The following is a 14,280-nucleotide window of genomic DNA, read 5'->3' on the forward strand; positions in this document are numbered from 1 at the left end:
TTAAAATCATTAATGAGAAACACATTTAGAGAATTTTATGATTTTAAAAATTTAAAAGAAATGAAGGAAAAAGAAGCAGAACTTTTTGGAGATTTGAATAAAGCTTCTCCAGTAAAGATAATTTTTAAAAAAACAGATATTAAACCTTTTAAAGAATATTTATTGCCTCATAAAATTACTGAAAAAGAAAAATCACTAATGAAATGTATAAAAGATAGAAGAAAATTTAATATAATTTTTGTTTCAAATGATTATGAAAAATTAATTTGTTATTTAATTATTTTAATTCAATCTTCTATATTAGGAGGATTAGGAAAAAGATCAAGAAAAGGAAATGGAACATTTAAAATTACAAAAATTAATGAAAAGAAAATAAATTATAAAAAAGATAATAATAATAATGATAATAATGAAAAGAAAATGGGGGAAGAAAAAACAATTGAAGAAGATATTATATGTTTTGAAATTGATAAATTTTTAAATATTTCATATGAATATTTGAAAAAATTTTTAAAAGAATTGGGACTTAACGAAGTAGAAGAAAAAAAATTAAATTGTTTATTATTAGAAAATTTTATAAATAATAAATTTAATATTAATGATTTAAAGGATTGTGAATGGGCAAAATTATATGAAGAAGATATAAAAAAGAAAGATGATTATAATTATATAAAAAATGTTTATATTATCGAATTAAAAGAAGATACAGAATATGAAAAATTATTAAATAATATTTCAAAACTAACTCATGAAAGAGTAAGTCTTAAACAAGGAGATGATTTTTTAAAAAAATTAATGAAAAATAAAAAAGATATTGATATAAAAAAAATAAATATAAATGTATTAGGTAATTACAAATCCAGAAACAGATTTGCTGCACCTGTATATGTAACTTTTTGGGAAAATAAAGATAAAAAATATATGATTATAAAAGAGTTAAATTATAATTATATTTTTAAAAAATTAGGGATTGTAATTCCTCAACAGAAAGAAATTCATATAAATTATATAAATAATTTTATAAAGTGTTTAAAAAGCATAGTAAGTAAAAGGGGGAGAAAATGAAATATCTTTTTGGAATAACAATAGGACCCGTTCAATCTTTTATTATAGAATCAAGAAAATTAAAAGATTTGTACAATAGTAGTAAGATAATATCATATTTTTCTAAAGCAATAATAATTGATAAATTAAAAAATAATGAAAAAATAAAAAAAGAAGTAATATATCCATGTATTAAAACAGATAATGTAGATTATGTAGATTATTCTAATTATTTAATAATAGAATTAGAACCCGAAAAGGAAATAAATTTAAAAGAATATATAGAAAATATTATAAATGAAGTTTTTGATGATTTAGCAGAGAAATTAAAAGAAAAAGTATCAAAAGAAAACACATTAAAAGCATTAAAGGAAAACTTTCATGTTTTTTGGGCTGTTGTAGAAATAAAAGAAGAAAATTTATATAAAAATTCATACAATGAATTAAATACTCTTATAAAGAGTTTAAAAAACACTTATGAATTTGATAATAAATTTGAGCAAGAAGAAGGAAAATATAAGTGTAGTATATGTGGTAAAAGAAATGGTGAAAATAAGGATAATGAAGAAATATTATGTGATTTATGCTATTTTAAAAGGAAATTTGATTTTGAAAAAACATCAACAGAAACACCAAAAAATTCATTTCCTTCAGTATATGATATTTCAATACATAATTGGGAAAATACAATACACAAAAATGGTTCAAGTTATGAGAAAATTATAAAAAGTGAGCTTTCAAAAAATCATAATATCCATGATAATCATAATGAGTATTTAAAATATATTAATTTTGAAAATAAAAAATATTATAACCCAGATGAGTTTAAAAAAATTATAAATATTATGGAAAATAAAGATTCAAATAATTTAAAAAAATGCGAAGAATATAAAAAAGAGATAAATAAAAGTATTAATAAATTAAACGAAAAATATTTAAATCTAATTTATAAAAGTTTGATTAATATATATAAAGATAATAAAATACCAAAACCTAACTTTGAATATTGTTTTATTCAATTTGATATAGATAGTTTAGGAAAATGGATGAGTAGTGAAAAGGTAATAAAGTCAAAAGACTTACAAAGAGAATTTTCAGAAGAATTGAGTAATTTTTCTGAAAGAATTTCATGTAAAATAAAAGATGAAGATAAAGCTAAAGATGTTAAAGTAATATATTCTGGTGGAGATGATTTTTTGGCAGTAACTTCATTAGAGAGATTAGAATATATTTTTTATATTATTGATGAATCTTATAAAGAATTATTACCAAAGTTAAAAAAATATTTTGGATATGAAAACAAACTTACTTATTCATTAAGTGTTACCATAGCACAGTGTAAAGATCCTATGAGTTATGCATTGGAAAAAACAAGGTTAGAATTAAATAATGTAAAAGAAAGATATGATAGTAAATATCAAAAAGATGGAGTTGCTATAAATTATATTATAAATAACGGTAAAGAAATAACAGCTTATATGAAAAAAAGTGAATTTAAAGAACTTTTAGAATTAAAAAATTATTATAAAAACTTAAGTTTAGATAAAAATAAAATATCATTTTCATATATAGATAAAATATTTGAAGAATTTAAAGTTTTTGACTATAAAAAAATTACTAATGATGAAAAAAATTCATTGTATGAAATAATGTCAGAAGATATTAAAAGAATTATTTTAAGGAGTATCGATAAAAAAGAATATTCTGAATATATACGTGAATTAAATTATTTTATAAGAGAAACTATAAAAAATAATACACAAGAATATAAAAGTAATTATCTTAATATTGATTTTAAAAATATAATAAATGTTTTAAAGATTCATAAAAAAATTTGTGAAACTAATTTTATTAAATTAAAAGATGGGAATGATAAAAATGGAATATAATTTATTAAAAATCAAACCAACTGATAATACTTTTTTTGGAACAGGAAATCAGTTTAATTATGAAATAAATAATATACTTAAAAGTATGAATATAGCATATCCTTCTACTTTTTTTGGAGGTATATTTACTGCAATTTTATCTAAAAATAAAAGTTTTAGACAAGAATTTTTTCAAAAAAAATATTATGATCATGAAAAAATATTAGAAATTAGACAGATTTATTTATACAATGAAATTGAAAACAAGTTTTATATAAAAGCTCCTTTAGATTTGTTTTTTGATAAAGACAATAAAAATGAAATTAAATTAGGTAAATTTAAAAAATGTGATGATTATACATGTTTGAAATATAATTATTATCTATCTTCTGATAAAAGTTTTGAAAAAGTAAAAGATTGTTTTATAGAATTAGAGTTTGATTTAGAATCTTATGTTAAAAATGAAATCTTTTTAATAGAATTAAAAAATGAAAATGAAATATTTTCAAAAAACAATAAAATTGGTATTTCAATAGATAAAAAAACAAAAAATGTTGAGATGGGTAAACTTTATAAGATTCAACAAACTGAATTTATAAAAGATGAGTGGTCTTTTGTTGTTGAGTACAAAATAAATAAAGAATATTTAAAAAACAAATATGAACTTAAAGGCTTAGATTTAGATTCAGATTTAGATTTAAAAATAGGATTCTTGAAGTTGGGTGGAGAAAATAAAGTTTGTAAATATGAAAATATAGAAAGTAAAGAAATAAAAAATTTTCAAAAATTAATAGAAGATGATCAAAAAATTTTAAAAAAAGGATTTTATAAAATTATTCTAACGAGCGACAGTTATTTTACCAAGGATATAAATCAAATATTTGAAAATAAAAATATAGAATTATTATCGATAGTTAATGACAAACCAATTTATATTGGTGGATATGATATGGAAAAAAGAAATAAAAAGTCAAGTAATGAAAAAGGTATTAGAAAAATGTATAAAGGATATTCGGCTGGAAGTATTTTTTTAGTAGAAACTAAAGAAGATAATATAGATTTAAATGAATGTATAAAGAATTATATAGATTTAAATGAATGTACAAAAAATTGTAAAGGTTTTAATAACTATATAGTAGTTGAGTGCAATAATATTGAGGAGGAAACAATATGAGCGATGGAATTGAAGCAATGGTAATATGTTCTACATTGAATCAAATAACAAATTATTTGATGATAAAAAAATATAAACCTAAAAAAATATACAATATTACATATAAAAATGATGATGATAATAAATTTGATAATGAGAAATGGGATGAGTATTTAAAAGAACAATTAAAAAAAGATAAAGACTTTGAGAATTTTGAGAATAAAGACTGGAATAAAGTCTTAAAATATAAGTTAGAAGAAGATAAAAAATATTTTATAGACATAAAGTTATCTTTGAAAGAAACACTTCAAATAGAAAAAATAAAAAAAAGATTTGAAACCTTAAAAGATAAAGAAGAAGAAATTTATTGGCACATTACAGGGGGTCAAAGATTAATAGCTATGGTTATAAAAAATATTATAAAAGATAGAAAAAAAGATAAAATTTTATATGTAGAAGGAAATACAGAAAAATTAATAAGTTATGATTATGAATTTAATCCAACAGAAGAATCATATAATGATAATAGTTTGAATTTTAATCAAGCTTTGAGTTTAGTTGGTTTTAATTTATCAGAAAAAAATATAAAAAAAGAAGAGTCTAAAAATAAAGATATAAGAGAGTTTATAGAAAAAGAAATTATAAGTAATAAGGAAGAATATAAATTTTATTTAAACTTATATGATTTTTTTATTGATAAAGATATGGGAAAAGACTTTAAAATAAACAAAGAGATCTTAAATGATATTAAAACAGAAAAAGATAACATTAATTTTAATGAAGATTATTGTACAAGTTTTAAAAATGCATTAATATTTTCTAATAGAATAAAAGATAAAGTAAAAAGAAAAGAATTTATAAAAGAGATTTTTGAAAAAATAAAAGAAATAAATAAAGAATTAGATTTTGAGTGTTGTGATTCTCGTTTTGGATATATTTTTGAGAAAATTATACTTTATAAAATAATTTCATTAATACAAGAAGAAGATAATAAAATTTCTGATATTATTGCAAGTATGAAAGCATTATCAAATGATAATACTGTTAAAGGTATTGTTGATGAAATAGATATAGCTTTATTAAAAAATACTGGTAAAATAATAAATTTAGAATGTAAATCTGGAAAAATGGATGGAGATAATGCTAAAAGTAATAAATATACTACTTATAGGCTATCTGGAGTTTTTGGTATGCCGTATTTAGTAACTCCGTTACTTGAAGGGGAAGAAAATGTTAATGAAAAAGAAAATCCAGAAAAAGAAAAGTTTATTTTGAAAAAATCTATTGAAGCTTTTAATTCTGCTAAGAGAGCTGAATTAAAAGTAATAAATTTTAATAAATTAACAAAAGAAATAATTAAAATAATAAAATAAAGATTTAGGGGGAAATAAAATGTACGATAATGCAAAAATGATTTATATAAAAACATTAACTCCAACACATGCAGGAGCAGGACAAACACTTCAAAATGTTGATATGCCTATTCAAAGGGAAACAAATACCAATATTCCAAAGATAGAAGGTTCTAGTTTAAAAGGATCTATAAAGCATAGTATATATAGAAAAATTAAAATTAATGAAAAAGATGTTAATGAAGAAGATGTTAATGAAGAAGAAAAAATGTTAAATAAAATATTTGGTAATGATAATGGAGATTCAGCAAGTAGAATAGGTTTTACAGATGCAAAGTTATTATTTTTTCCAATAAAATCAACTACTGAAATATATAAATTAATTACATGCCCTTATGTATTAAAAAGATGGGTAGAAGATTTAGAATATTGCGAAAAAGAAGATCTTAATTATATAAATTTTGATTCTATAAAAAGTATAAGTATAAGTGAAGGAGAATGTATATCTTTAAATAAAGGCTCACAAGTATTAGAAGAATATATATTTGAAAATAATGAAAATAACAAAAATAAAATTAATGAAATTACAGAAATTTTAAAAAAATTTGATATAGAAATTTCTGAAATAGAAAAAAGAATTGTAATATTAAATGATACAGACTTTATTGATTTAGTTAGTATGTACACTGAAATAATAACAAGAAATAGAATAGATCCAAAAAAGGGTGTTGCTGAAAATAAAGGGTTATTTACAGAAGAATATTTGCCAACAGAAACAATAATGTATTTTATGGCCTTATCTTCACCTGATTTTTTTGAGAAAGTAGATGAAACAAGTATAAATCCTTTTGATTATTTAGAGAAAGAGTTAGATTATGTTTTTCATGTTGGAGGGTATTCTACTATTGGTAAAGGGTTAGTAAAGAGAACAAAAATAACAAAAACAGCTAATAAACCAGATAATTCTGAAAATGAAGATGGTGGGAAATAATGAGCTTAAAAAATATGAATTTAGAAGTATCAAAGTATGCACTTGAATGTGTAGAAAGAGTTATAAAAAATGAAAATGACTATAATGACTATAATAAACCAAATCCAAAGTCTGTCGATAAAAAAAGTTATAAGACTTTAGTAAAAAAAATGTCTACATTAATACAAAAAAATGGTTTCATAAATACAATAGTTTTTTTAATGTCAAAAGCAAATGAAAAAAATTATAAAAATGGAGAAAAAATAGTAAGAAATAATGATGAATTGAAAAAAATACATTCTAAACAACATTATAATTTGATATTACAAGATATACTAAATTGGCATAAAGAAAATCCTAAAATCGAATTAGAATTACAAAATCTATCAGAAAATTATGATTTTAACACTAAAAAAGTTCAAGAATATATAAAATTTTTATATGATTTAAATTCACAGGAATACAGATTAATAACAAAAGAAATGATGACATTATTTGGTTGGATAAAAAGATTTGCCGATGCCATGATAGAAAGTGAAGATAAAACCTCTGAAAATAATGGAGGGGATTAATATGGAAATAGAAAAAACTAATAAAGATATTGTTTTTAAATATGATAATAATAAAAAAGAAATGATATATTATACATATAAAAAAATTCATTTGAATTTAAAAAATAGAAATAATTCAATATCTAATTTAAATTTAAAAATTAATAAATTTACTAAAAAAAATAGATTATTAAAAGAGTATGGTTTAAATATTAATTTAAAAAAATTAAAACCAAATTTAAATGAAATAATTAATACATATAAAAAAAGTTATATTTATATTAAACTTGTAGGAAAAATAGAGAATAAATTAATAATTGGATTAGGAGGACATTCTGTAATCGAAACAGATATTACAATGCATCATACATATGGTATACCGTATATTCCAGGATCAGCTTTAAAAGGTGTATTAAGAAATTACATAATAAAAAAATATTATATTAATGATGAAATTAAAAATTTAAAAGAACTAGAAAAAGAAATAAGTGAAGATAAATTATTTAATGATATATTTGGTGGAGAAGAAAATATGGGAGGATTAATATTTTTAGACAGCTTTCCAGAAGAAAAAGTAAAAATAAAAACAGATATAATGACTCCTCATTATCCTAATTATTTTGGAAGTGAAAATCAATGTCCAAGAGATGATGAAAAAGTTAACCCAGTTAAATTTTTAGTTTTAGAAGGAGATAAAAAAGAAGAATACGATTTTGAATTTAATCTATTTATTGATAAATTAAAAGTTAATAAAAAACTAAGCGATTACAAAAAATCTGAAATTTCAAACTCTGAAAATGAAAATAAAACATTAAAAGAATTTATAGAACTAAATTTAAAAGAAGCATTAGAATTAAATGGAATTGGTGGAAAAACATCTGTTGGATACGGATTTTTTTCATTTGACTAAAAAGAAGATTTAAATCTTCTTTTTGGTTTTTTATAATAAAAAATTTCCAGGTGATGGAAGTTGAAAAACTGATAGAAATAGTATATAATAATAATTAGGAAAGAAAAAAGGAAGAAATTTTAATTGAGATGAAATCGCTGGAACTAAAATCAGTAAATGTATTGATAATAAGTGTTTTAGCATATTGATGATTTCTGGAATCCTTTATTCATGACTCTCTAACAATAACAAGAATTGTATTTAAATGCTACCATCTAAGCTTTCCACAATCTTGTGATTATCCTCTAACAATAACAAGAATTGTATTTAAATAGAAAATCCAACGCATTTATACCCCAGTCCCTCATGCTCTAACAATAACAAGAATTGTATTTAAATTTAGCACTTTTTGTGCTAAATCCGTCGGGGTATCTAACTCTAACAATAACAAGAATTGTATTTAAATAGCTTTTGAAAGACTTGATATTTCTTTTTCTGATAGACTCTAACAATAACAAGAATTGTATTTAAATACAATAGCCTCTTTTAAAGATGTGTTTATTTCTAAACTCTAACAATAACAAGAATTGTATTTAAATATTTCCCTCCTCTGACTTGTTCACTTAGTATGCACATCCTCTAACAATAACAAGGATTGTATTTAAATTCTTCTGAATAAGTTTCCTTTCCGTATGGATTTTTGCTCTAACAATAACAAGAATTGTATTTAAACAGTTCTTCTTTCATGTTTCTTTCCTAATCTTATTTAATCTATTAAGCCTATAAAATTCCAATAAAAATTTATTTTTTAATTTTATTAATATTGTGTTATTTGTGTGTTATAATTAAAAAGAGGTGACATAATGGATATAAATGGTACATTAATTAATTATTATTTCCATTGTAAGAGACAATGCTGGTTACATGCAAATAGAATAAATTTAGAAAATGAATTTGAGTTAGTTGATATTGGAAAAGCTATGCATGAAATAAAATTTAACAATAAAAAAAATTCGGAAATAAAAATTGATAATATTTCTATTGATAAGTTAACTAATGATTATGTTATAGAATATAAAAAATCTGATGCAGATATTGAAGCTGCAAAGTGGCAACTTTTATTTTATTTGAAAGTACTTAAAGAAAAAGGTATTGATAGAACAGGAAAATTAATTTTTGCTGAAAAGAATAAACAAAGCAAAAAGACAATAGTTGTTAAATTAGATAAAGAAAATGAAAATGAATTATTGAATATTATGAAAAACATAAATGAATTAATTAAAGGAGATATACCAGAAGTTAAATTAATCAAAGGTTGTAAAAAGTGTGCTTTTTATGAATATTGTTTTTTATAGGAGATGTTTTTATGAAAACAAAATATTTAATGAGCATGGGAACATTATCGAGAAAAGATAATTCTTTAGATTTTAAAAATGAAAAAGGTCATAATTATATTCCAATAACAGAAATTAGAGAAATATATTTAATGAATGAAATTTCTCTGAATACTAAATTATTATCATTTTTATCTCAAAATAATATTATTGTACACTATTTCGATTATTATGGTTTTTATAGAGGAACTTTCTTTCCTAAAGAACATTATATATCAGGAAAATTATTATTAAAACAAATTAATGCTTATGAAAACAAAGGAATACTTATAGCTAAAAAAATAGTTTTAGCTATAAGTATTAATATATATAATACTCTTTACCATTATTATAGACATGGAAATAACGAAATTTATGATTATTTGAATTATTTAAAAGATGATTGTAAAAATAAAATAGAAAAATCTAAAACTATTAATAATTTGTTAGCTGTTGAAGGAGAAATATGGCAATTATTTTATAAAAATATAAAATATATTATAAATCAAAATATTGATTTTAGTAGAAGAGTTAAAAGACCACCAGATAATCCGATGAATGCTATGATATCTTTTGGTAATTCTTTGCTTTATACTAAAACAATAACTCAAATATATCATACTCATTTAAATCAGTCCATAAGCTACTTACATGAATTATCTAAGAGTAGATTTTCATTAAGTTTGGATTTATCAGAAGCTTTTAAACCAATAATTGTTTTTAAAACTATTTTTGATTTGATAAATAATAAAAAAATAAATTTAAAAGAACATTTTAATAAAAAAGTTAATTATTGTGTTTTAAATGAGAAAGGTAAAGAAATTTTTTTAATAAATTTTGAAAAAAGATTAGATAATAAATTTGATCATAAATCTTTAAAAAGAAAAATTTCTTATAATTCTGCTATAAAATATGATGGATATAAATTAATAAAATTTTTATTAGAAGAAAAAGATTTTATGTTTTTTAATGATAAGGAGAAAAAATAATGTCTAAAAATATAAATTATAATTATGCTATACTGATGTATGATATAAATGAAAAAAGAGTCCAAAAAGTATTCAAAATATGTAAGAAATATTTAGAACATTATCAAAAATCTGTTTTTATTGGAAACATTACTCATTCTAATTTGATTAGATTAAAAAATGAAATCAATAATATTATAGATGAATCAGAAGATTTTGTTTCAATAGTTAAATTGTATAATGAATCAAGTTTTGAAATAGAATCATTTGGCAATAAAGAGAATGATGACTTAATTTTATAAAAATATGAGAAGGTGAAAAATTGAAATATTATGAATTAATAACTACAGTTATGCTAAAAAAAGATTTGTTTTTTGATGAAATAAATTGGAGAATAGGACAATTAATCAATCAATCTATTTATTTTTCTAAAGAATTAAGAACAATACATAAAAAAAATGAATTTAAATATTATGTGTTTTCGGGATTAACTCCAATAGAAAAAGAAAAGGTATATAAAAATGGGAATATATATATTTTTAGAATAAAATCAATAGATGAAAATATATTAAAAGAAATAAAAGAAAATTTTGTAAATGTTAAGAATAACTATTTTCATATAATATCAAAAGAGATAAGTATATATGGTGAAAAATATATAAATAATTTATATACTTTAAATGCAGCTATTTGTACAAAAGAAAATATAAAAGATGGATATTGGAAAAAAGGAGATGATTTAGATTATTTAAGAGAAAGAATAACAAAGAATATAGTTAGAAAATATAAAAATTATTATGGGGAATTAATAGAATTAAAATCAGATTTTATTGAATATATAGAAATACTAAATAGAAAACCAATAGTGTATAAGTATAAAGATACAAAAATATTAGGAAATAAGTTTAATCTAAAAGTATCGACAGAAGAAAATGCACAAAAATTAGCTTTTTTGGCGAGTGCAGTGGGAATATTAGAAAAAGGAACATCTTTAGGTGCGGGATATTGTATAGCAAAATAATTTTACTTAATCTACAAATAATTTTTTGTTTTTTAATAACCAAATTCTATTTTTTTGATTATATTTTTTGAACTCGATATCAAATCTATCTTCTATTTCAAAGTAAGGTGAAATCAATTCATCAAATAAGTAGTCAGATATATTATAAAGATATAATCCACTTGTTTCTTTATAAAAATTCTTTTCTAATTCTTTTTCAAAAGTTTCTTTGTTGTTTAAGATATTTTTATCAGATATAAAATCATTTAATTTAATGAATATTTTAGCATCTTTTTTAAGTATTCTATTTAATTCCTTTAATAATAATTTGGCATCTTTTGGAGATATATTATCTAAAATATTTGATAATATAGCACTATCAAAAGAATTATCTTTTGAATTATATAATGTTTCTATACCGCCATTATTAAAAATAAAATTTTTAGCATTATTTAATTTAGCAGATTTTATACTGGCTTCAATTGCTTTTTTACTTATATCTATTCCCAGACCTGAATTTATACCCAAATAAAAACATCTTAATATTAAAATACCGTTGCCACATCCGAATTCTATAACATTTTTCGAGTCTTTTGATAACCATTCTAATGATTTTTCTATTTCTTTATATGGTAAAGGTTTTTTTAATTGTATTTCTTTTTTATTTTCAAAAATATTATCCCAAAAATTAGAAATTTCTTCATACATAATTTATCCTCCTGTCTTGAATATAAAATGATTATAACATAATTTTTATCAAAAAATATATATGAAAATTCGATTGTTTGAAAAATAATTATAATATTGAATTTTATTTAAAAATTTTACTTCAATATTGACAGAATTAAGAAATGGAGCAACAAATGCAAATGAAACAACATTAAAAATGGCTAATATGATAATATATCAGAACAAATAAAAAAATCAGTACAAGCTATAAATCTCCAAACTGAAGGTGCTCAAAATATATCGGCTAATTCTGAAGAATTAAAAGAACAAGTAGAAAATAAAGCGTCTTCAAAAGTCTCACCTTCATAGTCTGCTCTTAAAATTTTTAATTAAATTATTTTTTATATGTTAACATTTTATTTTTTTGTGTGTTATAATTAAGTAGAATTAATATCAATAATGCAAATGAAATATTAATAATTATATGACTTTAGAGGATGGAGAATTTTTGAACTCATGAGAAAATGAATGGTATTTAAAAAATTTATAATAAGAAAGTGAGGATTTAAAGTGATTAGATTGGAGAATATTAGTGAAGATAATTTTTATAAATGTATTAATTCAAAATTTGCTGAATATTGTGCACCAAATATGTATTCATTAGCACAAGCATATTTATATCCTGTAGCAAAACCTTTTTGCCTTTTTAATGATGATGAATATGTGGGTTTTGTTATGTATCTTAGAGATCCAGATGATAATGAGGTTTGGATTTGGAGATTTAATATAGATGAAAAATTTCAAGGAAAAGGTTATGGAAGAAAGGGTATGGAAGAAGTTTTAAAGAGAATTATTGATGAATATGATGACTTAGATAAGATATATTTGAGTACTGAATCGGAAAATGAAAAGGCTATAAAACTTTATGAAAGTCTTGGCTTTATAAATACAGGAAAAGTTGAAGAAGGAGAAGTTGTTTTTATTAAAAAGATTTAATTTTAAGAATTTCGTTTAATAATAAAAAAGTATTGTAATTATTTTAGTTACAATACTTTTTTATTTATTATCAAAGAATAATCCTTTATAATCAGCATCAGAGATATTTTTTATTGTTAATATTATACTTTCTTCAATAGTAGCAATTAAAGATAAAGATATTAAAGTTAATATAATAATATTATTTGTTTTGAATAGTATTATTAATGGAAAAAATATTCCATAAAGTATTCCTATTGATTTATTTAGATAAGTATGATATATTAAAAATTTTTTATATTTTATATACGCTATTATTATATTTAATAATCTTATAAAAACAATTATTAATATATACAATAAAAAATCAATTATTAAATATGGGTTAAAATAATATATAAAATATAATGTAGATATGTACAGTATTAAATCACCAAATGAATCTAATTTTTGACCTAATTTTGTAATTTTATTAAATTTTCTTGCTATATAACCATCTAATATATCGGTAACGCATGCAATTATATAGAATATCAGAAATAAAAAAATATTTTTTTTGAATAAAAACATTAGTATAACAAATAAAATTCTCATTATTGACAAAGTATTTGGAATGTTCATTTTTTTAAATCTTTTGACATTTTGTACAAAAATATGAAGTTGAACCTAATATGCTTTTGGCTTGTATTAAATTGCCACATTTTATACAAGGTTGATTTTTTGCTCTTTTCCCAGGATAATGAATATATTCGCCTTTATTTCCAAATAGATCGGTTTCATCGATACTACCATTTAATTTTATTGATTTTTGTATTATTTCTTTTGTAAAATAATACATTGATTCATAGTCATTATTATTTAAATTTTCTTTTTGGATTTATCCCACTATGATAAAGTATTTCTGTCCAATAACCATTACCAATTCCAGCTATTTTATATTTAACACCATATAAGTTCATTTGTTTTACTATTTTTCTTTTATCTTCTTTAAAGCAATTTATAATATAATCTACTGTAAATTTTTCATCTAAAGGAGATATACCTGTAGATTTGATTTCTTTTTTTAGGTTTTTTTTATCAAAAGCATATGCAAGACCATATAACGTTGGATTATATGATATTTTTGTATTATCTTCTAATATTATTATGGCTTTTGAATTTTTAGGGTATTGTTCATTTTCTTTATGAAAGAGTATTTTTCCAATCATTTCTCCGAATTTTAATGCAAAGTTATCTAATTCGAGGAATATATGATCACCATTATGAATGATATTGTTTATTTTTTGATTTTTTATATCTATTTTATGTAAATTTAAAAAGCCCCATTGTATAGTTTTTGTTTTGATATCTGGTATTATTACATCTATAATTTTTTTTCTTAATAAGTTTTTTTTCATTTGATTAGCTATGATCATAGCTTCTGTGAATTCTATAGCCATAATTTCCCCCCTTTTTCTTTTTAAAAAAA

The 14,280-nt window shown here is 20.8% G+C and carries 16 protein-coding genes and 1 CRISPR repeat array; of the genes, 12 read left to right on the forward strand and 4 right to left on the reverse strand.

The annotated features are described in order from the left end of the window. The 11 genes from C7380_RS13555 to C7380_RS09255 form a co-directional block, all read left to right on the forward strand. Positions 1 to 1,065: RAMP superfamily CRISPR-associated protein (locus C7380_RS13555; RefSeq protein ID WP_109605215.1), on the forward strand; the 1,065-nt coding region annotated here is incomplete at its 5' end. Then, positions 1,062 to 2,933: a Cas10/Cmr2 second palm domain-containing protein gene (locus C7380_RS09210; protein ID WP_109605216.1), complete on the forward strand. Its 1,872-nt coding sequence runs from the start codon at positions 1,062 to 1,064 to the stop codon at positions 2,931 to 2,933. The genes C7380_RS13555 and C7380_RS09210, both read left to right, overlap by 4 nt. Continuing rightward, positions 2,923 to 4,086: a type III-B CRISPR module-associated Cmr3 family protein gene (locus C7380_RS09215; protein WP_158274861.1), complete on the forward strand. Its 1,164-nt coding sequence runs from the start codon at positions 2,923 to 2,925 to the stop codon at positions 4,084 to 4,086. Before C7380_RS09210 ends, C7380_RS09215 begins: the two co-directional genes overlap by 11 nt. Continuing rightward, entirely contained in the window at positions 4,083 to 5,438 is a 1,356-nt protein-coding gene (locus tag C7380_RS09220) for a PDDEXK family nuclease (protein WP_109605218.1), read from the forward strand. The genes C7380_RS09215 and C7380_RS09220 overlap by 4 nt, the downstream gene beginning before the upstream one ends. A 19-nt stretch (positions 5,439 to 5,457) precedes the next feature. After that, entirely contained in the window at positions 5,458 to 6,408 is a 951-nt protein-coding gene (gene cmr4, locus C7380_RS09225) for a type III-B CRISPR module RAMP protein Cmr4 (protein ID WP_109605219.1), read from the forward strand. Then, entirely contained in the window at positions 6,408 to 6,959 is a 552-nt protein-coding gene (gene cmr5, locus C7380_RS09230; RefSeq protein ID WP_109605220.1) for a type III-B CRISPR module-associated protein Cmr5, read from the forward strand. The genes cmr4 and cmr5 overlap by 1 nt, the downstream gene beginning before the upstream one ends. A gap of 1 nt (position 6,960) precedes the next feature. Next, on the forward strand, positions 6,961 to 7,848 hold the full coding sequence (gene cmr6 / locus C7380_RS09235) for a type III-B CRISPR module RAMP protein Cmr6 (protein WP_158274862.1): 888 nt from the start codon (positions 6,961 to 6,963) through the stop codon (positions 7,846 to 7,848). A gap of 216 nt (positions 7,849 to 8,064) precedes the next feature. Next, positions 8,065 to 8,560: direct repeats of the CRISPR family, unit length 30 nt; unit sequence CTCTAACAATAACAAGAATTGTATTTAAAT. 130 nt (positions 8,561 to 8,690) lie between these two features. After that, positions 8,691 to 9,182: a CRISPR-associated protein Cas4 gene (gene cas4 / locus C7380_RS09240; protein WP_109605222.1), complete on the forward strand. Its 492-nt coding sequence runs from the start codon at positions 8,691 to 8,693 to the stop codon at positions 9,180 to 9,182. 11 nt (positions 9,183 to 9,193) lie between these two features. Continuing rightward, positions 9,194 to 10,189, forward strand: a complete 996-nt coding sequence (cas1b, locus tag C7380_RS09245; protein WP_109605223.1) for a type I-B CRISPR-associated endonuclease Cas1b — start codon at positions 9,194 to 9,196, stop codon at positions 10,187 to 10,189. Beyond that, on the forward strand, positions 10,189 to 10,470 hold the full coding sequence (gene cas2, locus C7380_RS09250) for a CRISPR-associated endonuclease Cas2 (RefSeq protein ID WP_109605224.1): 282 nt from the start codon (positions 10,189 to 10,191) through the stop codon (positions 10,468 to 10,470). Before cas1b ends, cas2 begins: the two co-directional genes overlap by 1 nt. A 20-nt stretch (positions 10,471 to 10,490) precedes the next feature. After that, positions 10,491 to 11,189, forward strand: coding sequence for a CRISPR-associated endoribonuclease Cas6 (locus C7380_RS09255; protein WP_109605225.1), 699 nt, complete (start codon positions 10,491 to 10,493; stop codon positions 11,187 to 11,189). 6 nt (positions 11,190 to 11,195) lie between these two features. Here the strand turns inward: C7380_RS09255 and C7380_RS09260 are convergent, their stop codons facing one another. Beyond that, positions 11,196 to 11,876, reverse strand: a complete 681-nt coding sequence (locus tag C7380_RS09260) for a class I SAM-dependent methyltransferase (protein WP_109605226.1) — start codon at positions 11,874 to 11,876, stop codon at positions 11,196 to 11,198. A gap of 531 nt (positions 11,877 to 12,407) precedes the next feature. Here C7380_RS09260 and C7380_RS09265 point away from each other — a divergent pair. After that, entirely contained in the window at positions 12,408 to 12,833 is a 426-nt protein-coding gene (locus C7380_RS09265) for a GNAT family N-acetyltransferase (RefSeq protein WP_109605227.1), read from the forward strand. 60 nt (positions 12,834 to 12,893) lie between these two features. On the opposite strand, the gene C7380_RS09270 is transcribed toward C7380_RS09265, so the two are convergent. The 3 genes from C7380_RS09270 to C7380_RS09280 are packed head-to-tail and all read right to left on the reverse strand — an operon-like array spanning position 12,894 to position 14,251. Next, a complete protein-coding gene (locus C7380_RS09270; protein WP_109605228.1) occupies positions 12,894 to 13,433 on the reverse strand; it encodes a CDP-alcohol phosphatidyltransferase family protein in 540 nt (179 codons plus the stop codon). Positions 13,434 to 13,437: 4 nt separating this feature from the next. Continuing rightward, on the reverse strand, positions 13,438 to 13,650 hold the full coding sequence (locus C7380_RS09275) for a zinc finger domain-containing protein (protein ID WP_109605229.1): 213 nt from the start codon (positions 13,648 to 13,650) through the stop codon (positions 13,438 to 13,440). A gap of 16 nt (positions 13,651 to 13,666) precedes the next feature. Beyond that, positions 13,667 to 14,251 (reverse strand): Fpg/Nei family DNA glycosylase, encoded by a 585-nt coding sequence (locus tag C7380_RS09280; RefSeq protein WP_109605230.1) that lies wholly within the window; start codon positions 14,249 to 14,251, stop codon positions 13,667 to 13,669. Between the last annotated feature and the right edge of the window lie 29 nt (positions 14,252 to 14,280).

This window comes from Oceanotoga teriensis (assembly GCF_003148465.1).
Classification (GTDB): domain Bacteria; phylum Thermotogota; class Thermotogae; order Petrotogales; family Petrotogaceae; genus Oceanotoga; species Oceanotoga teriensis.